Source organism: Mycobacterium gallinarum, from assembly GCF_010726765.1.
GTDB classification, from domain to species: domain Bacteria; phylum Actinomycetota; class Actinomycetes; order Mycobacteriales; family Mycobacteriaceae; genus Mycobacterium; species Mycobacterium gallinarum.
Map to the genome: position 1 here is coordinate 3,121,182 of NZ_AP022601.1, position 23,083 is coordinate 3,144,264.

General features: G+C 65.5%; 21 protein-coding genes and 1 pseudogene. 8 read left to right on the forward strand and 14 right to left on the reverse strand.

The window, feature by feature from the left end; genetic code table 11:
- Positions 1–131: 131 nt before the first annotated feature.
- The 5 genes from G6N42_RS15140 to G6N42_RS15160 all read left to right on the forward strand — a co-directional run bounded on the left by G6N42_RS15140 (position 132) and on the right by G6N42_RS15160 (position 5,267).
- Entirely contained in the window at positions 132–1,127 is a 996-nt protein-coding gene (locus tag G6N42_RS15140) for an LLM class flavin-dependent oxidoreductase (RefSeq protein WP_163730321.1), read from the forward strand.
- Positions 1,128–1,204: 77 nt separating this feature from the next.
- Positions 1,205–1,996, forward strand: coding sequence for a FadR/GntR family transcriptional regulator (locus tag G6N42_RS15145; protein WP_163730322.1), 792 nt, complete (start codon positions 1,205–1,207; stop codon positions 1,994–1,996).
- A 126-nt stretch (positions 1,997–2,122) separates the two neighbouring features.
- Positions 2,123–3,349, forward strand: a complete 1,227-nt coding sequence (locus tag G6N42_RS15150; protein WP_232076586.1) for a CaiB/BaiF CoA transferase family protein — start codon at positions 2,123–2,125, stop codon at positions 3,347–3,349.
- Complete coding sequence (locus G6N42_RS15155) at positions 3,346–4,062, forward strand: TetR/AcrR family transcriptional regulator (protein ID WP_163730323.1); 717 nt, start codon at positions 3,346–3,348, stop codon at positions 4,060–4,062. The genes G6N42_RS15150 and G6N42_RS15155 overlap by 4 nt, the downstream gene beginning before the upstream one ends.
- The gene (locus G6N42_RS15160) at positions 4,059–5,267 is read left to right on the forward strand and encodes a cytochrome P450 (protein ID WP_163730324.1); all 1,209 of its coding nucleotides are present in this window, start codon (positions 4,059–4,061) and stop codon (positions 5,265–5,267) included. Before G6N42_RS15155 ends, G6N42_RS15160 begins: the two co-directional genes overlap by 4 nt.
- Here G6N42_RS15160 and G6N42_RS15165 read toward each other — a convergent pair.
- The 7 genes and pseudogenes from G6N42_RS15165 to G6N42_RS15195 all read right to left on the reverse strand — a co-directional run bounded on the left by G6N42_RS15165 (position 5,264) and on the right by G6N42_RS15195 (position 13,263).
- Positions 5,264–6,799, reverse strand: a complete 1,536-nt coding sequence (locus tag G6N42_RS15165; protein ID WP_163730325.1) for an AMP-binding protein — start codon at positions 6,797–6,799, stop codon at positions 5,264–5,266. The two genes, G6N42_RS15160 and G6N42_RS15165, sit on opposite strands and share 4 nt — an antisense overlap.
- Positions 6,796–7,947, reverse strand: a complete 1,152-nt coding sequence (locus tag G6N42_RS15170) for a thiolase C-terminal domain-containing protein (RefSeq protein WP_163730326.1) — start codon at positions 7,945–7,947, stop codon at positions 6,796–6,798. The genes G6N42_RS15165 and G6N42_RS15170 overlap by 4 nt, the downstream gene beginning before the upstream one ends.
- A gap of 14 nt (positions 7,948–7,961) precedes the next feature.
- Entirely contained in the window at positions 7,962–8,426 is a 465-nt protein-coding gene (locus G6N42_RS15175) for a Zn-ribbon domain-containing OB-fold protein (protein ID WP_232076146.1), read from the reverse strand.
- Positions 8,413–9,622, reverse strand: a pseudogene (locus G6N42_RS15180) (amidohydrolase family protein). The gene G6N42_RS15175 and the pseudogene G6N42_RS15180 overlap by 14 nt, the downstream one beginning before the upstream one ends.
- A gap of 125 nt (positions 9,623–9,747) precedes the next feature.
- Positions 9,748–10,551, reverse strand: a complete 804-nt coding sequence (locus tag G6N42_RS15185; RefSeq protein ID WP_163730327.1) for an enoyl-CoA hydratase/isomerase family protein — start codon at positions 10,549–10,551, stop codon at positions 9,748–9,750.
- Positions 10,548–11,639 carry a serine hydrolase domain-containing protein gene (locus G6N42_RS15190; protein ID WP_163730328.1) on the reverse strand — a complete coding sequence of 364 codons (1,092 nt, stop codon included), beginning with the start codon at positions 11,637–11,639 and terminating at the stop codon, positions 10,548–10,550. The genes G6N42_RS15185 and G6N42_RS15190 overlap by 4 nt, the downstream gene beginning before the upstream one ends.
- On the reverse strand, positions 11,623–13,263 hold the full coding sequence (locus tag G6N42_RS15195; protein WP_232076147.1) for an AMP-binding protein: 1,641 nt from the start codon (positions 13,261–13,263) through the stop codon (positions 11,623–11,625). The genes G6N42_RS15190 and G6N42_RS15195 overlap by 17 nt, the downstream gene beginning before the upstream one ends.
- Before the next feature lie 63 nt (positions 13,264–13,326).
- On the opposite strand from G6N42_RS15195, the gene G6N42_RS15200 reads away from it, so the two are divergent.
- Positions 13,327–14,109 (forward strand): enoyl-CoA hydratase/isomerase family protein, encoded by a 783-nt coding sequence (locus G6N42_RS15200; RefSeq protein ID WP_163730329.1) that lies wholly within the window; start codon positions 13,327–13,329, stop codon positions 14,107–14,109.
- On the opposite strand, the gene G6N42_RS15205 is transcribed toward G6N42_RS15200, so the two are convergent.
- From G6N42_RS15205 to G6N42_RS15235, 7 genes are read right to left on the reverse strand one after another with little or no spacing between them, the layout of a single operon-like run.
- Positions 14,110–15,225, reverse strand: a complete 1,116-nt coding sequence (locus tag G6N42_RS15205; protein WP_163730330.1) for an acyl-CoA dehydrogenase family protein — start codon at positions 15,223–15,225, stop codon at positions 14,110–14,112.
- Between the two features lie 7 nt (positions 15,226–15,232).
- Positions 15,233–16,411 (reverse strand): acyl-CoA dehydrogenase family protein, encoded by a 1,179-nt coding sequence (locus G6N42_RS15210; RefSeq protein ID WP_163730331.1) that lies wholly within the window; start codon positions 16,409–16,411, stop codon positions 15,233–15,235.
- Entirely contained in the window at positions 16,411–17,199 is a 789-nt protein-coding gene (locus G6N42_RS15215; RefSeq protein WP_163730332.1) for an enoyl-CoA hydratase-related protein, read from the reverse strand. The genes G6N42_RS15210 and G6N42_RS15215 overlap by 1 nt, the downstream gene beginning before the upstream one ends.
- Complete coding sequence (locus G6N42_RS15220; RefSeq protein ID WP_163730333.1) at positions 17,192–18,028, reverse strand: enoyl-CoA hydratase-related protein; 837 nt, start codon at positions 18,026–18,028, stop codon at positions 17,192–17,194. Before G6N42_RS15220 ends, G6N42_RS15215 begins: the two co-directional genes overlap by 8 nt.
- Positions 18,021–18,914, reverse strand: coding sequence for an SDR family oxidoreductase (locus G6N42_RS15225; RefSeq protein ID WP_163730334.1), 894 nt, complete (start codon positions 18,912–18,914; stop codon positions 18,021–18,023). The genes G6N42_RS15220 and G6N42_RS15225 overlap by 8 nt, the downstream gene beginning before the upstream one ends.
- A gap of 20 nt (positions 18,915–18,934) precedes the next feature.
- Positions 18,935–19,807 (reverse strand): amidohydrolase family protein, encoded by an 873-nt coding sequence (locus tag G6N42_RS15230; RefSeq protein ID WP_163730335.1) that lies wholly within the window; start codon positions 19,805–19,807, stop codon positions 18,935–18,937.
- 8 nt (positions 19,808–19,815) lie between these two features.
- A complete protein-coding gene (locus G6N42_RS15235; protein WP_174262086.1) occupies positions 19,816–20,607 on the reverse strand; it encodes an enoyl-CoA hydratase/isomerase family protein in 792 nt (263 codons plus the stop codon).
- A gap of 45 nt (positions 20,608–20,652) precedes the next feature.
- Here G6N42_RS15235 and G6N42_RS15240 point away from each other — a divergent pair, with 45 nt between their 5' ends.
- Entirely contained in the window at positions 20,653–21,876 is a 1,224-nt protein-coding gene (locus G6N42_RS15240; RefSeq protein WP_163730336.1) for an acyl-CoA dehydrogenase family protein, read from the forward strand.
- The gene (locus G6N42_RS15245; RefSeq protein ID WP_163730337.1) at positions 21,873–23,078 is read left to right on the forward strand and encodes a CaiB/BaiF CoA transferase family protein; all 1,206 of its coding nucleotides are present in this window, start codon (positions 21,873–21,875) and stop codon (positions 23,076–23,078) included. The genes G6N42_RS15240 and G6N42_RS15245 overlap by 4 nt, the downstream gene beginning before the upstream one ends.
- Positions 23,079–23,083 lie beyond the last annotated feature (5 nt).

Below are 23,083 nucleotides of genomic sequence, written 5' to 3' on the forward strand. Positions count from 1 at the left end.
GCAGAGACACATATCGGTGCGGTCGAGAATACAGATTTTTGACAAAAGTGTCTAAAACGTAGTTGGCGTCCTTCCGCCCGGTATGGTCACCTGTATTACTAGGTAAGCGATCTAGCGGATGTGGGTGGGATATGCAGTGGGGATTGCCGTGGCCGGGCGAAACGGTAGCGACGCAAGCCGAGTCCGCGGGCGCGGGCGCGTTCTGCGCCGGCGAATTCGCCGATCTGAGTGCCTACGTCACGGCGGCGCAGATGGTGCGTTCGACGGCGACGGCATGGGTGGGCCCAGGAATCGCCTATGCGTTCGCCCGATCTCCCTTCGTCCATGCCGCGTCGGTTCGACACTTGGCCAAGCAGGCGGCCGGCCGGGTTTTCCTGGGACTGGGCGCCGGGACACCACGAATGAACCGCGACTGGTTCGGGGTCGACGCCGAACATCCCGCGCTGAGGATGGCCGAACTGGTCGAAGTCGTCCGACTGTTCCTACGGGCGGACAACGGCGAACCGATCCGCTACCAGGGCGACTTCTACTCCATTGAAGCCGATATTCGCGCACCCGTGCTAGGGCGTCTCGACGTGCCGATTCTCATCGGCGCCTTCAACCGGGTCATGGTGCGGACCGCAGGCCGTGTGGCGGACGGAGTGCTGGGCCATGGGTTGTTCACCGACCGCTGGTGGGACGAAGTCGTGGAGCCCGAATTGAGTCGCGGCGCAAGCATCGCGCATCGCACATCCGAGGAACTCAAGCGCTGGGGTTGGGTCATCACCGCCGTCAACGACACCGATCCGGAACGCGCGGTCGCCGATGCACGCTTGCAGATCGCGTTCTACCTGACCGTACGAACCTATGATGCGCTGGTCGAACTGCACGAATGGCAAGACGAGGTGAGTGCGATCCGCGCCGCATTCCACAGTGGTGACCCCCGATCGATGGCCCGGCACGTCACCGACGACATGTTGCGCGCGGTCGCCGTGTGCGGCGACAGCGCACAGGCGAAGGACATGATGTCCGATCGGAAGCGATTGCCCGACATCGCGTTTCTGGCCGCGCCGAGCTTTTTGGTGAGCGCACGTCGGCGGTCGGAGTACGACGTGGCTGCGACGTGCTTGATGCAGGATAGGTCGTGACCCGCGAAGTTACGGCCGCGTGCGGCGACGACATGGTTTACTGAGTAGTATAACTGGCACCGAATGAAGGGACCGCAGTGTCTCGACCCGAGTCGCTGGCACCGATGATCTCCGCGGATACGGCGACCGGAGCGGTCCGGTCGCCCAAGACGGCCGAGCTGGTCGCCCGCACGCTCCGGCGCATGGTTGTCGACGGCCAGCTCAAAGATGGCGACTTCCTGCCGCACGAGGCCGAGCTGATCTCACACTTCGGTGTCAGCAGGCCGACCCTACGCGAGGCAGTGCGCGTCCTGGAATCGGAACGACTAGTCGAGGTCCGCCGCGGTTCGCGTACGGGCGCTAGAGTTCGCGTCCCCGGCCCTGAGATCGTCGCCCGGCCCGCTGCGCTGTTACTGGCACTGTCCGGCACCACGCTCGCCGACGTCATGACCGCGCGCACCGCCATCGAGCCCCCAGCCGCGAACATGCTTGCCGAGAACGGCACAGCCGAGGCGCACGACGAGCTCCGACGATTAGTCGACGCGGTTCCCGCCGCGTGGGAAGCCGGCACGTTGGCGGCCGCATCGGCACAGTTGCACCGTCGCATGGTCGAGTTGTCGGGCAATGCCACCTTGGGGATCATTGCGGGCATGCTGCACGAGATCGGCGAACGTCACACCGCCGCAGCGATTTCGGGCGCTACCGGGGACAAGAAGATGGCCAAGGCCGAATACATGAGGCTGCACAAGTCGTACGTACGGCTCGCCAATTTGGTCTATGCTCGCAAAGGCGATGCGGCAGAAGCGCACTGGCGCCGACACATGGAGGCGGCCAGTGCCGCCATGCTTCGCGGCCACGAGAAGACCCGCGTCCGCGACATCATGGACTGACGACAAAATCCCCTCTTGCACGTGCTGGGTTGGCCCTCGCGCCTCTGGCGAATCAGTGATACGTTTATCTCATTGCGTCGCACTCATGAGACGCCGATCGCTGCAAGATCGCAGGAGGTGAGTGGTCTGAAGCCACTTGACGGCGTTCGCATCCTCGAGGTCGCACGATTCACGTTCGTGCCCTCGGCCGGTGCCATCCTCGCCGACTGGGGAGCGGATGTGATCAAGGTCGAGCATCCCGTCGCCGGTGACGCCCAGCGCGGACTCGTGCGGGTGCTCGGGAGCGCAGCCTCGGTGCCCGGATCGTCCTTCGCTCCGATCATGGAGGCGCCCAACCGGGGTAAGCGCAGTATCGGTCTCGCGCTGGACCACGCCGAAGGGCGCCCGCTGCTCGAGGAACTGATCCGGCGCAGCGACGTATTCCTCACCAACTACCTGCCTCCGACGCGCACCAAACTGGGGATCGACGTCGAGGATGTCCGCTCTGTCAATCCCGACATCATCTTCGTCGCGGGGAGCGGCTTCGGCGCCGACGGTCCCGATCGAGACACCGGCGGTTACGACGTCACCGCCTTCTGGGCCCGCGGGGGTAGCGCGGACGGCGTGATGCCGGCCGACGCCGACCGCCCGGCGTTCATGCCCGCCGGGGCCTATGGGGACAACATCGGCGGATTGTCGATTGCGGGAGGCGTCGCGGCCGCCATGTACCGCCGACTCGCCACCGGTGAACCGTCTGTGCTCGACGTGTCCCTGCTCGCCGTGGGTGCCTGGGCGACGCAGTTCAGCGTGAACATGGCGATGCTGTTCGGCGGCCCACTTCCCAAGCTGGACCGCAGGACTCAAGCGCCGGGCAACCCGCTGACGGGCGGCTACCGGACGCGGGACGGTAGGTACATCCAGCTTTCGATGCTGCAGCCGACGAGATACTGGGCGGAGTTCTGCGGGCTGATGGGGCTCGACGCATATGCCGACGACCCGCGATTCACGACGCTCGAGGCGATGCTCGAAAATTGCGACACCGCCTACGAGGTCGTTCGTGACGCGATTGCGAGGCTGACCTACGCCGACTGTAAGCAACGTCTCAGCCGCGGCACCGGACAGTGGGCTCCGGTGCAGGATGCGTGGGATCTCGCCAACGACGAGTCGTTGACCGCCAACGGTCGTATCGCCGAAGTCGTAGATGCAGAAGGCAACCCACAGCGGTTGGTGGCCAGCCCCGTGAAATTCGATGACAACCCCGAAACTCTCACCCGAGCGCCACAATTCGCTGAACACACTGACGAGGTGGTCAGGGAACTCGGCGTCGACGACAACCGGCTCATCGAACTGAAAATCGCCGGGGCCATCGCATGACCGTGCTGAAGATCGCGCACAACGACGACGGCACGGTGCGGGATCGATTGATCCGCGCCGCCGACGCTGAGATCACCGAACGCGGCATCGAAAGCGTCCAGATGGAAGCGGTGGCGATCAGGGCCGGAGTATCACGCGCGACCGCATTCCGCCAACTGGGCAGCGTCTCAGAGATGCTGGTACAGGTCGCGCTGCTCCGTTCGCGTCGATACGTCGCCGACGTGCAGATGCTGATGGCCGGCAAGCGGGGGGTATTCGCCAAGATCGAAACGGCACTGCTCTACACCACACGCGAATTGCCGGGCGATCCGTCCGTCTCCGCACTCATCGCGCAGCGCTCCACGTCCGTGCACCATCCGATGGTGCACCAGATGGCGATCCAGGCGATGGGCTCTGTGCTGCAGGACGGACAGGCCAACGGAGAGGTGCGCACCGACCTCGACATCGACGAGATGATCGACTTCCTCGTCGAGCAGACATACCTGGCCGCCGAAGAGCTCGATCGTTCGGATACCGCTGTGCGCAGGCGTTTTCGCCATTTCGTTGTTCCTGCTCTCGCGGCGACCACCGAATCGCCGGGCGAGCGACTGGCGCTGACCCGAGAGGCCGAGGACGCCGTCGCTGACGCCATCCACGCGCTCACCAATCTCGCAGGGCATCTCAGCAGGGGGGCCCATGCCTCCGACCACCCTATCTACGAAGGGAAGCCATGACCGACAACGAGACTGCAATGCCGTGTCCCGTCAGGAACCTCGAGTTCGTCGGAGCGGGGTCGGGGCCCGCTCTGAACAACTTCCGGATGCTCGACTCTGTTCAGGACGAGATTAGGCCTGCACTGCGCAATACCGAAGCCGACGGTTACTGGATGTTCACCGACTACGCGACGATTCTGGACGGTTTGCAGCATCCCGAGTTGTGGTCCAGCAGCGTGATCGTGCCGACCGAACCGGACCCGCCCTACAAGTGGATCCCGGTGATGGTCGACCCACCGGACCATGCCAAGTGGCGTCACGTGCTGGCGGAGTACTTCTCCCCCGGCCGGGTCAAGGGCATGAAGGTGGGTCAGCACGAGCTCGTCGGCGAGCTGGTCGACAAGCTCAAGCCTGCCGGCGGATGCGAGTTCATCAGCCAAATGGCCCGGGTGTTCCCGTCCATCGTGTTCCTCGACATCATGGGCATGCCCGTCAGCCACCTGGACCAATTCCTCGAGTGGGAGGACATGATCCTGCACCAGGAGGGTGTGGGTGAAGAGGTGAATGCCGTTCGCCTGGAGGGGATGACGCACGTGATGGGATTCTTCGCGAGTCTCATCGAACAGCGGCGCGCCGAACGCAATCCGGACGCCGGCGACATCGTCACTGCGGCACTGGACTGGAAGATCGACGGCGAGCCGATCAACGACATGGAGTTGTTGAACTGTCTACTGCTGTTGTTCATGGCGGGCCTGGACACCGTGGCCATGGAGTCGACCTACGCCATGCTGCATCTGGCGACGCATCCCGCGGATCGGCGGCGGATCGCCACCGATCCGGAGGTGATCCCACGGGCCGTCGAAGAGCTGCTACGCGCGTATCCGATGGTACAGACCGCGCGGAAAGCCACTCAGGACATGGACTTTCACGGTTGCCCGGTCAAGGCCGGCGACATGGCGGCTTTTCCGCTGGCGATGGCGAACCGCGATGACCATATGTTCCCCGACGGGCGCCACGTCGACCTGGACCGCGGCGTCACGCGTCATATCGCTTTCGGGGCAGGACCGCACCGATGCCTCGGATCACATCTGGCCCGACAGGAGATGGCGATCCTGCTCGAGGAGTGGCACAAGCGCATCCCCGAATACGAACTCGCGGGCAATCCAACCGAGCACGGCGGCCAGATGTTCGGACTTGACTCGCTGGAATTGCGTTGGGATGCTTAGCCTTCAGTTCTCCGTAATTCCCGGCGCAGGATCTTTCCCGTCGTCGTCTTAGGGATGGCGTCCACGATCTCGACCTGCCGAGGACACTTGTAGGCCGCCAACCGCTCCCGGCAGTACGCCACGAGCTCGTCGGGCTTGACCGTGTGGCCGTCGCGCAGTGACACGTAGGCCTTGACCGTCTCCCCGCGATAGGCGTCGGGCACTCCGACGACACCCGCCTCGAGAACGGCGTCATGGGTATAGAGCACGTCCTCGACTTCGCGCGGCCACACTTTGTACCCACCCGCCACGATCATGTCCTTCTTGCGGTCGATGAGGTAGAACCACCCGTCCTCGTCGGTGTAGCCGACGTCACCGGTCAGCAGCCAGCCGTCGCGGACAGCAGAACGGGTTGCGGCCTCATTGCGCCAGTAACCGGGAACGATCTGCGGGCCTGCGACGGCAAGTTCGCCGACTTGGCCTGCGCGCAATGGCCTTCCGTCATCGTCGAGCACCGTCACCCGTGCGCTGAGCATTGGTACACCGACAGACAGCGCCTGCGTTTCCGGCTCGACCGGGGCGGCGGATCCCATGGGCACGGCCAGCACGGGGGCGGTGGTCTCGGTCATGCCGTAGACGTTGTGTATGTAGGTGCCGAAGCGGTCGCGGAACCGTTCCGCGGTAGCGGCGGCAACCGGTGCACCGCCGGATGCGACCTTGGTCAGCGACGCCAGGTCGCGCGGATCGACATCCGCATTGCCCAATGCGATGAACACCGTGATGGCGCCCACGGTGAACGTCGGGCGGTGCCGACGGATCATGTCGAGTGTCACGTCGATTGTGAAGCGATACGACAGGATCAGCGAGGCGCCCGCGGCGATGCTGCAGGCAATGTGTCCCGTCAGCCCGGTCACGTGGAAGAGGGGCGCCACTCCGAGCACGACATCGTCGGGGCCGAGCGCGAACCAGTCGCGGTAGGCGTGCCCTCCCGTCCGGACGTTGCGGTAGGTGTTCATCGCCCCTTTGGGCGTCCCGGTGGTGCCGGATGTATACGTGATGACGGCGACGTCGTGAGGGTCGACCGAGATCGATGCCGGTGCTTGTCCGTCGTACTCCGCGATGAACGCACGCAGATCGTCGGTTTCCGGGCCGCGCCACGCCGTTGCGCTGGTTCTGATCACGCGCCGCACGGACGACATGTTCACCACCTCCCGGAGCGCCGGTGTATCCAGTTCGTCGAGCGTGACGAGTACGGCCGGGGCTGCGTCCTCGAGGAGCTTCGCCACTTCGCGTGGCGTCAACATCGGATTGAGCGCGACGGCGATTCCGCCGAGCTTCCATACCGCGATGAGTGAAACCACGTACTGCGGGACGTTCTGCAAGTAGAGGGCCAGGCGGTCGCCACGTCGAAAACCGTTGTCGGCCAGGCCTGCCGCAAAGGCATTCGACAGTCGATCGACATCGCCGTACGTCAGGACACGGTCGAAGTAGACCAACAAGGGCCGGTTTGGTTGCGAGGCGACCCGCGCAAGGAGATCTTCCAGCACCGTCACGCCCGGTGCAGTGTGAGACCTTGGGCGTTGAAGAAGAAGCCGCCTGCGGTGATCAGAGCCCGCCTGGCGTCGACGACCTGCCGTTCACCGGCGACACCCTGCAACTGATGGACGGCCTCGCGCATGTGGCCGGACGCCTGTGTCGCCCCTTCGCCGAGAGAGCCCCCATGCGGATTGACCGGGATTCGACCGTTGATCATCGCGCGGTTCTCTTCGGTGACCCAGTGTTGGCGGAGGAATGCGCCCGCCTCCCCCGGCTTGCACCAGCCGGCATTGTCGATCCAGTTCAGGGTGATCGGCGTGAACCCGTCGTATGGGAAGTAGACGTCGATGTCGTCGATCCAGAAGTCGCTCTTGGCTTTCAGCGTCTCGATGACGACCTGTTGGCCGTGCTGTCGCAAGCTGACGGTCTGGTCCTCTTCGTTGCGGCTGACCTGACCGAGCACCGCGGCGTTGATGAGCACCGGCGGTAGCGGCATGTCCTTGGCACGTTCGGCCGTGGTGACGATGAATGCGTCGGCGCCATCGACGGCGGGATCCATGTCGTAAAGGCACAGCGGTTCGCGGATCATCGGGGCGCGCAGGTAGTCGTCCATCGACAGCGGTTCCCGCATCGCCGCCGCCGGATTGCGTGCGGCGTTCGATCGAGCATTGATCGCCACCAGCGCGAAGTCTTCTCGGGTCACGCCGTATTCGTACATGTAGCGCGACGCCCAGCCGGTATACCCGACGGCCGCAGCCATGGTTTCGGGCCCGGGCTGCGGATCCAGGAGGCCAGGTGTGGCGATGCGGCGGAACGGATCTTTGAGAGCTCCTCCGCTGTTCCACGCCATGCGGTACGCAGCGTGATAGACGAGCACGACCTCACACAGTCCAGCGTGGACCGCTGCCGCAGCGGTCGCGAGATGGTCGACCATCGGGATGATGGGATTGCCGAACCAGGTGAGGGCTGGGATGCCGAGAGCGGACTGGAGGACATTGGCCTGTGGCCAACTTCCGCACAGGCCGTCGACATCCTCGCGGTCGATCCCGCATTTGCGGATGACGTCGATGCTCGCCTCGGCGGCCAACGAGACCTGACTGCGGCCGGAGTTCTTCGCAACGAAGCCCGTAGTCGAGGCCCCCGCGATGGCGACCCTGTCCTTCATCGCGTTTCGCACGATCACCGCGCTTGGAGTTCGAAGACCGGCAGGGGCGTGCCAGCACGCTCGACCCATGCGAGCTGCACCGGCGTTCCGATGCGGATGTCTTCGTTGGCCGCGCCGACGACCGTCGACGTGAATCGCAAACCCTCCTGCTCGTCGAGTTCGACCGTCACCACGGGATACGGCGTCGCATAGTCGACCCCGTCAGCGGCTGGGCCACGATGCAGGAAGATCGCCATGAAGATCACGCCATTGCCGCTCACCGGCTCTGCCGAAACCCGCGCCGACCAACAGTCCGGGCAGATCGGTCTGGCAGGTTCGTGCCAGCGGCCGCAGTCGGCACAGCGGTTGAGCAGCAATGCCCGACGCAGCCGACCGCGATAGTGCGCGGCATTGTCGTGGGTGATCGGCTCGCCCGGAAAGCGTTGTACCAGTTCGTCATCGGACACCTCGATGGTCATGGACGGCTCAACTGATCCCACTGGAGAGCTTCATGCCGTTCTCCCGCAGGAAGTTCCGGCGGGTGACCTCATCGAGGGTGTCGACCTTGAGGTAGAAGTCGGCTGGTTCTCGCAGGCCCTCGGCATGTGGCCAGTCCGACCCCATCAGCAGCGTTTCCGAGGTCTCGAGTCGCTCGATCAGGGAGACGGTGTCGTCCTCGGGATAGGGCACGACACGCACGTGCCGTTTGAAGATCGTGCTCGGCCGTTCCGTGAGCTGGCCGCCCAACCATGGCCCCAGCCTGCCCATTCCGCGACTCTTGTCCATGTGCCGGATGAAATGCGGCACCCATTCGGCGCCGAACTCGCTGACGAGGACCTTGATGTTCGGGAATCGGCCGAAGAGATTGTCGAAGATCAACGCGGACAACGTGTCAGTTATCGGCCGCTCCCCGTACGTGTTTTGCCACTGCCACGCCGAGAACTGGAACGGCGGGCGCAGCCCCCCAACCCCATTGGGAAGCAACGTTGTTCTGATAGTGAAATTCCGCGATGTGATAGCAGACCACGGCGCGCGCCTCGTTGATGCGGGCCCAGAACGGGTCGAAGTATGGATCCCCGGGAGACCGGCCGTAGGCCGGACCTGCGGGCAGCACGATGAAGCGGGCGCCGGCGGCCAGCACACGGTCGAGTTCCTCACACGCGCGGTCGAGGTCGCGCATGGAGAGCATCGCCGGCGCGTAGATCGTGTCTTTGTAGGCGAATCCCCAGTCCTCGCTGATCCACTTGTTGAACGACTCGATGTTGTCGTACAGCGGATCGATTCCCTTGAGGTACTCCTCCGCCATTAGGGCCCAGCCGCCTGGATACATGATCGAACGCTCGATCTGCTGCTCCTCCAATTGCTTGAGCCGGGCGTCACGGTCGAGGTACTCGGGCTGCATCGGTTCGTAGAACCGCTCGGCATCCGACGCATTTCCCGACGACCGCTGCTTGAGCATCTCCACGAGCGAACCGGGAACGTATGCCTGGTCGAGATCGTTCTCCAGCGCGGTGACGATCCGGTCGTTGGCCAGCAGCACCTTCCGCCCAGAGGGTGCCACGATCGGGCGAACCGCGGTATCCAGCTTGGCTTTTGGCATAAACCGGGTAAAGCAGTCTTCGGCTTCGTACGAGTGCTGATCGAAGTCGGTCAGCTTGTACGGCAGTTCGCCGACGGTGTTCTCGATGAGCGCCATGGCCAGCTTCCTTCCCTCGGGGGCTGGTATTTGACTATACAGTGTCAAGTTAATAGATGGAACCAGGCTGAGCAGCCGGTATTCTGCACTGCGATTGATGTGCGGGTAACCCAGGTTCGGCGCGACTAGTGGCCCGTGAATCTCGGCGCACGCTTCTCCAAGAAGGCCGCTTTACCCTCGGCGGCGTCCGCGCTCGGCCCCACCCAGAGAACCGCCTGTTGCGCGTCACCCAGCGACGACTCCAGTGTCGACTCGAGCGCGCGACGCATCATCATCTTCACGGCCCGCAGCGCCAGTGGCGCGCCCGCGGCGAGAGAGCGGGCGATCTCGACCGTGCGGCTGTCGAGGTCGTCGTCCGCCACCACCTCGGTGGCCAGTCCCAGCTCCAGCGCGGTCTGCGCATCATAGGTCTCGGACAGCGCCACCATGCGAAATGCGCGGTCGTAACCCATGGTTCGCGGAAACAGCCAGGCACCGCCCTCGTCAGGCAACAGCCCTGCCCGCGCGCTGGTGTCGCCGAATCGCGCGGTCTCGGCGGCAATACGCAGATCGCACGCCAGCGCCAGCGCGAGCCCGCCGTTGACGGCGATCCCGTTGACCGCGCAGACCACCGGCTTGTCGAGCTTGTGCAGCGCGGTTATCACCGCGTGCGCGTCCTCTCGCAACTCGCGGGCTCGGCCGATCTGGCGGGCGGTGTGCGCGTCGAAGCCGGCGTCGGGTGAGACGTCGCCGCCGGTGCAAAATCCACGCCCCGTGCCAGTGAGCACGACGACCCGGATGGCGTCGTCGAGGCGGACAGCACGCAGCGCATCCAAGATTTCGGTACACATCTGCGGGGTGTAGGCGCCCAGGCGCTCGGGACGGTCGATGGTGATGCGGGCGATACCGCCGTTCAGGACGTCGTAGCGCGCGTGCCGGCGCGTACTCATCGGCTGAAGCAATCCGCGGCGAGGTTGCCGATATTGATGATGCGGTTCAAGCCGATCCGCGACTGCTCGTAGCCGGTGCTCGGGTAGCCGTTGGTCAGGAAAGCGAAGGACAGCCCGGTGTCCGGGTCGGCAAAGCCGATCTGGCATGCGGCCCCGCCGTGGCCGAATGTCCGCGGCCCCGTTGCGGTCGGGAGGAAGCCGTGGGACAGGCCGTCGTCGCCCACCACTTGGATGAACAACCCGACATTGCCCGCGACGCTCGGGCTGCCGCCGCGCTCCCCGGTGACCGGCAGCGTGACCCGGATCCGAGTGGCGTCCTCCACGACGTCGCGCCGCCAGAGATCCGACGTCATCAGCGCTTGGTACCAACCTGCGACATCGGAGGCCGTCGCCACCGTCGAGTGGCTGGGCTCACCGGCGGCAAGGATCTCGGGCCGTGCGAGATACCAGGGGCCCCAGGCGTAAACGTCGTCGCTGCCGCCATCGGTGCGGACGAAGGGCGCCACGTTCTGTTGGTTCTCGACCGAGGGCCCGATCTCGATGCTGTCCAGCCCCAGCGGAGCGGCCAGCGTCTCGCGGTGGAAGTCGCCGATGGGCCTGCCGGTCAATCGTTCGCACAGCTCACCGATGATCCACGCCGCCGACGTGAGGTGGAACTGCAGTTCGGTGCCAGGCTCGTAGGTCAACCGCCATTTGGCAAACGCCTTGAGGCGTTCGTCGCGATCGAGCATCGCGGGGTACCCGAGGGGTGCCAGCGGGAATCCGCCGACATGGGTGACGACCTGTTCGACGGTGACGAAATCCTTTCCGTTCGTGCCGAATTCGGGAATGTACTCAGCGACGGGTCGGGTGATGTCCAGCAACCCGTCGGACATGAGCTTCCAGAGCAGACCCGCGACGATGCCACGGCCAACGGACTGCAGCACATAGCGCGTCGACGGCTTTGCCGTGCCGAAAGCTTCGCGAACATATTCCACACCGTCGACGTGCACGGAGAGCTGAACCGACGGCAGGGCACCGTTGTCGACCTCCAGGCGGCAGCGGTCGACGAGGACGTCCAACCGCTTCTGATCAGGTTTGCGTCGCATTGTTCCCCTCGTGGTGGTGCGCTGCCCACACTGCGCGCAGTTCGGTCTTACGAACCTTGCCCGCGGGCGTCCGCGGAAAGTCCTCGACGAGGCAGACGACTTCCTCGGGCCACTTGTATTTCGCCAAGCCGAGGATCGAAAGATGTTGTCGCACATCGTCGAGCGTCGGTTGGCCGGAAGCCGGTTGGACGAAAGCGCAGGCCCGCTCTCCGGTGCGCGCGTCGGGCACCGCGATGACCGCGACGCCAGCGACCTGCGGCATGGACGTCATCGCCGCTTCGATCTCGGCGGGACTGATGTTCATGCCCGCCCGGATGACGATGTCTTTCTTGCGGTCGACAACCGACAGGTAGCCGGCCTCGTCCAACCACCCGATGTCGCCGGTGCGATACCACCCCTGGTCGAACGCGTCGGCGTTCAGGCCGGCATCGGTGTAGCCGCTGAACAGATCGGGCCCGCGGCTGAGGATTTCGCCGTGCCCGCCTGTGGGGACTCGTCTTCCGTCGTCATCGACGATGCGGACCTCGACACCGGCGCAGAGCCTTCCGTCGGTGTGGGCTCGTTTGCGGGTCGGATCGTCGCGCATACCCAGGGAGATGCTCGGATGCTCGGTGCAACCGTAGCCGCGCATGGCGACGATGCCGCACTGTTGGGCCCGCAACACCAATTCGGCGGGGACTGCCGCGCCCCCGAGTGAACTCATCTCGATGAGCTCGTGGTGCGCGGGCCTACACGCCGGATGGTCGAGCAGCGAAGCGAGGAACAGCGGCGCGCCAGTGCCCGCGGACAACGCCTCGGCTGACATCAGATCGAGCACCTCGCCCGCATCCCAATAGTCGAGGAGGTGGATCTGCTGCCCGAGCAGGGGCGGAACCAGGACGGATACCAGCATTCCGGTGACGTGCGCGATCGGGGACGTGCTCGCAAGCGGGCGGGACCTGGCGGACATCATCGGCGACATGTGCGCACGCGTTTCGGCACACAGGGCGCGGTGACTGAGCAGTACCCCCTTCGGCGCGCCGGTGGTGCCCGATGTCCAGCCGATGACGGCCGGTTGTGCCGGGTCGACAGTGGCGGGCTCGTCGATCGCCGGGCCATTCACGACGTCGTTGAAATCGATGACGTCGGTCGGCGCAGACGCGTCACCGATTGCAACGACAAGTTCCAGTTTCGGCAGCGCCGAGCGCGTCAGCGCGTCAAACGCGTACGGCTTCTCGCGCGTGTGCCATACGAGCAGCGCCCGCGCACCTGACTCTCGCAGCGCGTGATCGAGATCGCGTTGCCCTGCGGTATGGCTGACGGGGACCAGCGTCGCGCCGGCGAGGACCAGGCCGTAGAACACCGCCGCGGCCTGAGCGCTGTTCGGAAGTGTGAACGCCACCGTATCGCTCGTCTGGATGCCCCGGCGGGTGAGTCCCGCCGCCAAGCGGCGTCCCAAGTCGGTGACGTCGGCGACGGTGCCGCGCCACGGCCGGTCCTGCGAATGAACTCGAAAAGTGGCACGACCCGAACGGGCCAGCGCATGGCCCAGCAGCACCGGCAGCGTCTGGCCGTCCCACCACCCCTGCGCGCGGTAGTGCCCCTGCACGTCCGGTGCAGGCTCGATCGTCGTCCACATCGTCATTTCCAGTACACCGTAAAGTACCGTGGGCGGGTGCCGGTACGAGTTGGCGGAAAGAAGGCGATCATGCAACACACGGTCAGCTTCGGTGTGGGGAATGAGTTGGTGGTCAGCGCCGACGGACCGGTGCGCATCGTGCGGCTCAATCGCCCGGATCACCTCAATGGCGCCAACCGGTCGATGCATCAGGCGCTGGCTCGCGTCTGGGACCACCTCGTCGCGGACCCCCAAGCGCGGGCGGTCGTCGTCACAGGGGCGGGGACTGCGTTCAGTGCCGGCGGCGACTTCGACTACATGCAGGAGAACATCGACGACGAAGCGATGCGGGCGCAGACGATCGCCGAGGGGCGCGCCATCATCCGGGGCATGGTGCGGTGCCCGCTGCCGGTGATCGCCGCGGTAAATGGCCCGGCGGTAGGACTGGGCTGCAGCATCGCCGTGCTGTGCGATCTCGTGCTCATGTCGGAGGACAGCTTTCTGGCCGACCCTCATCTGCGGATGGGCCTGGTGCCCGGTGACGGCGGAATGGTGTGGCCCGCGCTCGTCGGGTTGTCGCGGGCGAAGGAGTATCTGTTCCTAGGATCGCGGATCCCGCCGGAGAAAGCGGTCGAATTCGGTCTGGCCAGTCGAGTGGTGGCGCCCGAACAGTTGATGCCCGAGGCGATGGCGCTTGCCTATCGGCTGGCGCAGGTACCGTCGAAAGCGTTGCAGCGGACGAAGACTGCCCTCAACGAGTACCTGGAGGCGCAGGTCGACGGAGCCTTCGAGTCGGCGCTGACCGGCGAGCTGGACAGTATGGGGTCCGACGAGCACCGCGAGGCCGTTGCCAAGGCCCGCATCAAGAAGTGACTAGACCAAGCCGATCAGCTTCGCGATCCGGTCGCGGTGATCGGCGGGCCAACCGAACAGCGCCTCCGAACTCTTCGCGCGTTTGAAGTAGAGGTGTGCGGAGTGCTCCCAGGTGAACCCGATGCCGCCGTGCATCTGGATGCTCTCGGCCGCAACGTGATAGAACGCCTGTGAGCAATAGACTTTGGCGATCGACGCGGCGACGGAGGCGTCATCGCTGCTGGCCGCCACCGCGGCACTGGCATACGCGGCCGCCGACCGGGCGGACTCCACCTCCACCAGCAGGTCTGCGCATCGATGCTTGATCGCCTGAAACGATCCAATGGGCCGTCCGAACTGGTGTCGCACATTGAGGTACTCGACGGTCATCGCCAGCACGGCCTGAGCGCCGCCCACCTGCTCGCACGCCAGCGCGACCAACGCCCGGTCGTACACCCCGCGCAGCGTCTCCCACCCCGACCCGTCGTCCCCCAACAGGACGGCCGGCGTCATGTCGAAGCCGACGGCGGCCAGCTGACGGGTCTTGTCCATCGACTCGAGTGGCCCGACCGAAAGACCGTCGGCGCCGGAATCCACCGCGAACAACGACACCCCCGCCACCGTTCGCGCGGCGACCAGGATGACGTCGGCCTGCGCGCCGTCGAGGACATACGGCTTTGCCCCCGACAAGAGCCACCGACCACCGGACTGCGACGCGGCCGTGGTGATGTCGTCAGGATCCCAGTGCAACTTTTCCTCCGCGACCGCAACGGTCGCGATCAGGTCGCCGGCGGCGATCCTAGCCAGCAGGCCACCCGCGTGTGAACCACCGACGGCAAGGAGTGTGCTGGTGGCCAACACCGTGGTCGACAGCAGCGGCGCGGGAAACAGCGTCCGGCCGGCCTCCTCCATGACGATCGCCAATTCGTCGAATCCGTGACCGCCGCCACCCATCTCCTCGGGAATCGCCAAGCCCTGTACGCCGATCTGCTCGGCGGCGGTACGCCAGGCTTCGGCGTCGTAGCCTGATCCGCCGTCCATGATGGTGCGGACGTCCGACTCCTTGGAGTACTTCTGCAGGAAGTCGCGCATCACGTCACGTAGCGCTTCCTGCTCGACGGTGGTGATCAGGGCCATGTCACTCCTAGCGGGGTAGGCCGAGTACGCGTTCGGCAATGATGTTGCGCTGGATCTCCGAGGTGCCGCCGTAGATCGTTTCGGCTCGGCTCAGCAGGAACAGCTTGCGGGCGTCGTCCGCACGGTAATCATCGGCGAAAACCGCTTGCCCGCCGAAGATTTCGATGGACAGCTCGCCCAGCCGCTGGTGGTGGGTCGACGCGAACAGCTTGCTCGCGGTGGCCGCCGCGACCGTCGCTGCGCCCGGCGAGCCGGTGTCGAGCAGGTCGCTCACCACCCGCAGGTTGGTAGACCGCATGATGTGCACACCGATCAGGGCGTCGACAAGGCGCTGTCGCAGCCGTCGGTCACCGAGCGCATCCGAACCTCTTGCCACCTCGATGAGCTCGTCGACTTCACGCTCCACCGACAGCTGCATCGGTATCAGGGCGCTGCCCCGCTCACGGCTCAACGTGGACATGACCACTTGCCATCCGTCGCCGACGCCGCCGACCACCATGTCTTCCGTCGTCCGCGCATCATTGAAGAAGCACTCGCTGAACTCCGCGGACCGCGCGATGTTCTCGATCGGCCTGATCTCGACACCCGGTTGGTCGACCGGCACCAGCAGCAGCGTGAGGCCTCGGTGGCGCAGCGACACATCAGGATCGGTTCGGCACAATACATAAAGCCAGTCAGCACGGTCACCGAACGTCGTCCACACCTTCTGGCCGTCGATGTGCCACTCCCCGGAGTCGACGACTGCCTTGGTCCGCACCGCGGCCAGATCCGATCCCGCGCCGGGCTCCGAGAAACCCTGCCCCCACATCTCCTCGACACCAAGGATTCTCGGTAGGAATCGGCGCTTCTGCCCCTCGGATCCGTGCGCCAACAACGTCGGCCCGAGAAGTTCGAGCGCCTGAGTGTTCACCCTTGCGGGCGCAGCGGCCCGAGCGTACTCGTACTCGAAGACGATCTCCTCGGCCAGGCCCGCACCCCGGCCGCCGTACTCGACAGGCCACGTCAGTCCCAGCCAGTTACCCTCGGAGAGTTCACGTTCCCACGCGAGGCGCACCTCCCAGGCGGTGTCGTCGGTAGGGCTACCGACGCCGCGGTGGTCGTGAAACTCCCCGACCAGATGCTCGCTAAGCCACGTCCGCACTTCCTCGCGGAAGTCCGCGTATTCGTCTCCGACGATCGGGTCCATCAGAGATTCAGCCCCGGATACGGCGGGAAAATCGGCGGACGCCTGTCGGTCAGGCTAGCCGTGCCCTCCGCGAAGTCGGGTTGTTCCTTCGCGAGTTGTAAGAGGTACTGGGCGCGGATGCGCGCCGCCTCCATCGTCGCTTCGCTGTCCCGCCACACCTGCGACTTGATCATCGCCATCGCGACTGGCGACACATTGGCTGCCAGGCCCCGTGCGAAGGTCACCGCGTCGTCAACCACGCTCCCGGGCTCCGAAAGCCGTTGCACCACACCGAGGCGATGCGCCTCATCGGCCTGGAAGACGCGTCCGCTGGCCAGCAGTTCAAACGCGTGCGACGGCCCGCACAACCTGGTGAGCACCCACGCGGCGGCGTCCTCCGCGGGCAAGCCTCGCTTGGCGAAGGCGGTCGAGAACTTCACCCCACGCGCCGCGAAGCGGTAGTCGAACATCAACGCCTGGGCAAGTCCGATGCCCGCACATGCGCCGTTGATGGCGCCGATGATCGGCTTGGGCACGGTGGTGGCGTGCGTCTGAGGACGCCGGTTGTTGGTGTAGGCGACGCCGGAACTGACCGAGGCGAGCACCTCGGGATCGAGGCCCGGCACAAACGAGGTTCCGGCACCCGTCACGACGATGACTCGCACGGTGGAGTCCCCCGCCGCACGGTCCAGACAGTCGTAGAACTCGGCCTCCATCGTCGCGGTCCACATGTTGCGGCGGTCGGGCCGACTCAGCGTCAACACCACCACGCCCTGGTCGTCGACGTCGTACAGCACGGTGTCAGTCATCGGGACTCCAGCCACGATCGGACTCGGGGATCGGAATGTGTTTGGAGAGCGTGAAGTTCGGAGTCCTTCTTTCCAGGAACGATGCGACGCCCTCGGTCGCGTCGTGCTGGCGGCCTGCCCAGCGGAACGCCTCCCATTCGCGATAGAACGCTGCTTCGCGGTCGGTCTCGCCCAGCAGCTCGTAGGCGAGTTGCTTGGTGATCCCCACCGCGGCGGGGGCGGTGTGCTGCGCGATTTCATCGGCGATCGCCCGTGCCCGTGGCAGCACCTCGTCGCCGGGCAGAGCCTCCGTCGCCAGCCCATACTCCTTGGCCTCCGCACCAGAGAAGATCCGTCCGGTCAGCAGCAGTTCCACCGCCCGCCCGAATCCGACGAGCCGGGGCAGCAGCCACAGCGAGTTCTGCTCCGGTATGAGGCCACGCCGGGTGAAGACGAAGCCATATTTGGCCGCTTCGTTGACAATTCGAATGTCCCACTGCATGGGGAACGTGAGGCCGATCCCGACGGCGGAACCATTCAACGCGCCGATGACGGGTGTGCGCAGGCGCCACGGTCGCGGTCGTGCACCGAGTTCGGCCCGCGACCGCCGGTGCTGGTCGTCGTCGAACGCGAAGTTCGCGGCGCCCGGTTCCATGTCGGCGCCGGTGGAGAAGTGGCGGCCTCGGCCGGTGACGACGATGGCCCGCACGGCTTCGGCGGCGTCGAGCAGTTCGAGCTGGCGGTGCAGTTCGATCTGCATAGCCGTGATGAACGCGTTCCCCCGGTCGGGTCGGTCCAGCCAGACCACCGCAGTGGACCCGGACGGTTCGACGGTGATGCCGTCAGGCACGAGGTCGACCGGACCCGTCGGAGTTCGGCCGCGCCTTCGCGAGGAGGTCCGGGATGACGGAGCCGAGTTCTTCCGGGGCCCAGCGTGCTTCGATCTCCACGCCGGGGCCTGTCGTCCACGTCTCGGCCACCGAGATCGCACCGCCCTTGACGTTGAAGACGCGTCCGGTGACGTCGGCAGCCTCTTCGGAGGCCAGCCACACCACCAGCGGGGAGATGTTGGCCGGCGACCCCGCGTCGAATCCCGTCCGCTCCTTGATTTCGTTCATGCGCGCAACGTAGGTTTCCAGCCCTTCGGTCATCTGTGTCAGTGCGCTCGGCGCAATTGCGTTGACCGTGATCCCCAGGCGGGCGAGTTCGTCGGAGAGGATGACGGTGAACGCGGCGATGGCGGCCTTGGCTGCGCCGTAATTGGATTGGCCCGGGTTGCCGTACAAGCCGGAGGGCGACGACGTGTTGATCACCCGCGGATGCGACACCGGGTCGTCGGCCTTGTGCCGTTCACGCCAGTAGGCCACTGCGTGCTTGGTCGGCGCGAAGGTCCCGCGCAAATGCACCCGGATCACCGCGTCCCACATGTCGATGTCCATGTTCACGAACATCTTGTCGCGCAGGATGCCCGCATTGTTGACCAGCACATGGAGGCCACCGAACGTATCCAAGGCGGTGGCGATCAAACGTCCGGCGCCATCCCAGTCCGAGATGTCGTCCGTGTTGGCCACCGCATCACCACCGGCGGCGACGATCTCGTCGACGACATCCTGTGCCGGACCGACATCGTTGACGACGACCTTCGCGCCCTGCCTCGCGAATTCCAGCGCATGTTCGCGACCGATGCCCCCAGCGGCACCGGTGATCACCGCGACGCGGTCATCGTGCAGTCCCATAAGAATCCTTTCCCGTCGGCTCAGTTCGGGCGGCCAAAGACCGTGATTGCGTTGGCGCCGAGGTATCCGATCCGGCTCTCCCCGGTGAGAGCCAGTGCGCGCCCCTCGGTCACCGTCCGGTCCATCGGCAGGATCGGGTAATCGGAAGCCCACATCAGCTTGCGCGGGTTGCGCCGCTCGGCGAAGCGCAGGACGTCCTCCGACACGTACTTGGGCGCCCAGCCCGCCGTCATCGCGTACACATTGGGGTGCTTGAGCAGCATCGCGATGGTCTCGGCGATCCATGGGTCGCCGAGGTGGCTCATCACGATGGCCAATTCTGGGAACGCCAGTGCGACCTCATCGATCAGGATCGTGCGTTGCAACTTGGCGGGTTTCATCGGTCCCGGAACACCTACGTTGATCGACACGACGGCACCCTCGTCACACGCCGCGGTGTACAGCGGATAGGCGAGCCTGTCGTCGATCGCGATGCCGGTGAACATCGGAATGATGCGAATGCACTTCATCCCGTACTCGCGCACGGCGATTCGCACATGCTTGGCGGCCTCGTATCCGAGCCGTGGATCGACGCCCACCGAGGTCACGAACCGTCCGGGGTAGTCGCGTGCGAACCCCGCCAGCCGTTCACACGTCTGGCGCAGCACCGCCTCACCCGTCTTGGTGCCATGCACGAACGGCGGGGTGATGTCGCGCGGCGCCTTAGACAGCACACCGCCGCCGATGCCGAGCCTGTCCATCTCGGCGACGACGTCGGCCATGGTCTCACCGCCCTCGTAGGCACTGTTGCCGCGCTTGAACCGCGCGACCACCGACGGGTCGGGTGTCACCTCACCCGGTAGATACGGCAGGTTGATCCACGCATCGAAGACTTCTGCTTCTTGTTCGGTCACGTCCGCCTCTACCGTCCCTTGTACTGGGGGGTTCGCTTGTCCTTCATCGCCTGCAGTGCCTCCGCGGCGTCCTCGGTGGCCGCGACGACCGCGAAATGCGACGAGATCAGATCGAGCGCGGTGCGTAGATCAGTGTTGGCCGACTGGTAGGTGGCCCGCTTTATCATCCGTACGGTGATTGGCGCGTGGTCGGCGATTTGCCTGGCCAATCGGGTGGTTTCCTCCGCGAGTGCCTCGGGCGCCGCGATGCGGTTGACGAGCCCGATCCGCAACGCCTCCTCGGCGTCGATGAAGTCGCCGGTGAGCAGTAGTTCCAGCGCCTTCGACGTGCCCACGATGCGGGGCAGGTAGTAGGCACCGCCGTCGCCTGGTGTCAGTCCGACCTTCACGTAACCCTCGGACACCCGCGCCGACGTCGACATGATTCGCATGTCGCACATGAGCGCCATGTCGAGCCCAGCGCCCACCGCGACCCCGTTGATGGACGCGATGATCGGCTTGTCGAGATCCTCTAGCGCCAGCGCGACCCGGTGTATGTCGTCGTGCAGTTGGGCTTTGCGCTGCAGGGGCGTCAGGTTCGGGTTGGCATTCGAGATCGATGACAGATCGACCCCCGAGCAGAACGCCTTCTCCCCTGCGCCGGTCAGCACGAGCACCCGAACGTCGTCGTCGTTCTTGGCCGAGCGAAGCAGCCGCGCCCACTCACGAATCATCGCGAACGTGAACGCGTTCCGGCTCTCCGGCCGACTGAGGACGATCGTGCCCACCCCGTCGCGCACTGACCATTCGAGCTCGTTCACCCGGACCCCTCGATCTATATCGTTAACTCATTGTACGATACAGACGTGACGCGGCGACTGGACGGCATCTCCGAGATTCCGCTGTCGACGGCCGACGCGGAGTTCCGCGATGAGGTTCGAACCTGGTTGGACGAACACCTGACCGGTGAGTTCGCCGGTCAGGCCCATCGCGGCGGTCCGGACGACGACGACAACTGGGCGCTACGGCGGGCGTGGGAGGCCGAACTGGCCGCGGGCGGCTGGCTCGGCATGAGCTGGCCCCGGGATCACGGCGGCCGCGAGGCGACGCTCACCCAGGAGATCGTGTTCGCGATGGAGTACGCACGGGCAGGCTCACCCCCGCGCGCGGCGTTTCACGGTGAGACCCTGATGGCTCCTGCGGTCCTGTCGCACGGCACGACTGAGCAGAAGGAACGGCTCCTGCCTCCTATGGCCCGTGCCGAAGTGGTGTGGTGTCAGGGATATTCGGAGCCAGGTGCGGGTTCGGACCTGGCGAACGTCGCGTGCCGCGCGCGCCGCGATGGTGACGAGTGGGTGGTGTCCGGCGAGAAGATCTGGACGACGTTCGCGCATCACGCCGACTGGATCTTCGCGATCGTCCGCACCGAGCCGGGCTCGGTGCGCCACGCAGGGCTGTCGTATCTGCTGATTCCGCTGGACCAGCCTGGTGTGCAGGTGCGACCGATTCGCACGATGCTCGGTGACAGTGGGTTCAACAGCGTGTACTTCGACGAGGCCCGCACGTCGGCCGACAACCTGATCGGGGCCGAGGGCGCCGGATGGGCCGCGGCGATGACGACATTGGGACATGAGCGGGCCACCTCGGTCCTCAATTACCAGTTCTCGTTCGTCCGCGAGATGACCCAGCTCCGCGAACTCGCCATCCGTCGCGGCGCGGTGCACGACGTGATGCTGCGGGATCGCCTGATCGACACCTACATCGGCCTGGAGATCATGGGCCACAACAACATGCGCTCGCTTGCCCGTGTGCTGGTCGATGGCGAATTCGGACCGGAGGCGTCGATCGGCAAGTACTACTGGTCGCACTGGCATCAGTCCTTCACCGAGCTGGCCATGGATGTCCTCGGACCGGATGCGCTCCTGGGCACAGCGTGGGACGACGGACCCGATGCCGCGTCGGAGGGTATTCGTCGCGCGTTCATCAGGGCGCGTGCCGAGACCATCTACGCCGGCACCAGCGAGATTCAGAAGAACATCATCAGCGAGCGGGTGCTGGGCATGCCGCGTGAACCGAAGCCGGCCACGTGACGCGGCCATTGGAGGGGGTGCGCGTCCTGGATCTCAGTCGAATTCTGGCTGCGCCGTTCGCAACTCAACTCCTCGGCGACCTAGGTGCCGACGTCATCAAAGTGGAGCGGCCGCGAGTCGGCGACGACGCACGCCAGTACGGACCGCCGTTCCTCGACGAGCCCGGTGGTAGCGAGTCAGGTTTCTACCTGAGCGCGAACCGCAACAAGCGATCGATCACGATCGATCATTCGTCACCTGCCGGAGCCGATCTCGTACGAGGACTCGCCGCGGAGTCCGACATCCTGGTGGAGAATTACCGCGCGGGCGTACTCGACAAGTACGGGCTGGGCTTTCAGGCGCTGCATGCGCTGAATCCTCGGCTGGTGTATTGCTCGGTCACCGGCTTCGGTCAGGACGGTCCGTACGCCGCGCGCGCAGGTTACGACGGCGTGTTCCAGGCGATGAGCGGCCTGATGAGCGTGTCGGGCGTTCCCGACGGCCAGCCGGGTGCTGGACCGATGAAGGTCGGCGTCTCGATGGTGGACATCCTGGCGGGCCTGTACGCCTCATCCGCCATCCTGGCCGCGCTGCGCGAACGCGACATGATCTCGGGGATCGGGCAATTCATCGACCTGTCGCTGCTCGACTGCGGGGTCGCGGCGCTGTCACACTATGCGCAGAACTACCTCGTCTCGGGTCAGCCTGCACCGCGGAGAGGCAACGGCGGATTCGGCGGAATCCCGTCGCAGGCCTTTCGCTGCGCGGACGCAGACATCTTCGTCGTCGCCAGCACCGCGGGGCAGTGGTCGGCGTTGGCCGCGGCACTCGGGCGGCCGGAACTCGCCGACGACCCCCGGTTCGCCACCGTGTCCGCCCGCATCGCGAACCGCGACCTCGTCCTGGAGACGCTCCAGTCGATCTTCGCCCAGCGGTCGGCCGCACACTGGATCGCCGCACTCGAAGCCGCCGATGTCCCGGTCAGCCCTGTGAATTCGATGGACGCGGTGTTCGACAATCCGCAGATACGACACCGGGGTATGCGGGTTGCCGTCGAGCACCCCACTGCCGGTTCGGTCGACCTCATCGCGAACCCGATCAACCCGACGGCCACCTACACGGCACCCCCGCTGCTCGGTGCACACACCGACGAGATCCTCACCCAGTTGCTCGGCAAGACACCCGACGAGATAGCCGCGCTCCGCGATGGCGGTGCGATTTGACCGAC

Bases quoted from the DNA above. Each gene is read 5' to 3' on its own strand.
- G6N42_RS15185 (WP_163730327.1), bottom strand. From the start codon at position 10,551: ATGAGTACGCGCCGGCACGCGCGCTACGACGTCCTGAACGGCGGTATC.
- G6N42_RS15215 (WP_163730332.1), bottom strand. From the start codon at position 17,199: ATGACTGACACCGTGCTGTACGACGTCGACGACCAGGGCGTGGTGGTG.
- G6N42_RS15140 (WP_163730321.1), top strand. From the start codon at position 132: ATGCAGTGGGGATTGCCGTGGCCGGGCGAAACGGTAGCGACGCAAGCC.
- G6N42_RS15210 (WP_163730331.1), bottom strand. From the start codon at position 16,411: ATGGACCCGATCGTCGGAGACGAATACGCGGACTTCCGCGAGGAAGTG.
- G6N42_RS15200 (WP_163730329.1), top strand. From the start codon at position 13,327: ATGCAACACACGGTCAGCTTCGGTGTGGGGAATGAGTTGGTGGTCAGC.
- G6N42_RS15195 (WP_232076147.1), bottom strand. From the start codon at position 13,263: ATGACGATGTGGACGACGATCGAGCCTGCACCGGACGTGCAGGGGCAC.
- G6N42_RS15205 (WP_163730330.1), bottom strand. From the start codon at position 15,225: ATGGCCCTGATCACCACCGTCGAGCAGGAAGCGCTACGTGACGTGATG.
- G6N42_RS15190 (WP_163730328.1), bottom strand. From the start codon at position 11,639: ATGCGACGCAAACCTGATCAGAAGCGGTTGGACGTCCTCGTCGACCGC.
- G6N42_RS15170 (WP_163730326.1), bottom strand. From the start codon at position 7,947: ATGAAGGACAGGGTCGCCATCGCGGGGGCCTCGACTACGGGCTTCGTT.
- G6N42_RS15160 (WP_163730324.1), top strand. From the start codon at position 4,059: ATGACCGACAACGAGACTGCAATGCCGTGTCCCGTCAGGAACCTCGAG.
- G6N42_RS15225 (WP_163730334.1), bottom strand. From the start codon at position 18,914: ATGGGACTGCACGATGACCGCGTCGCGGTGATCACCGGTGCCGCTGGG.
- G6N42_RS15155 (WP_163730323.1), top strand. From the start codon at position 3,346: ATGACCGTGCTGAAGATCGCGCACAACGACGACGGCACGGTGCGGGAT.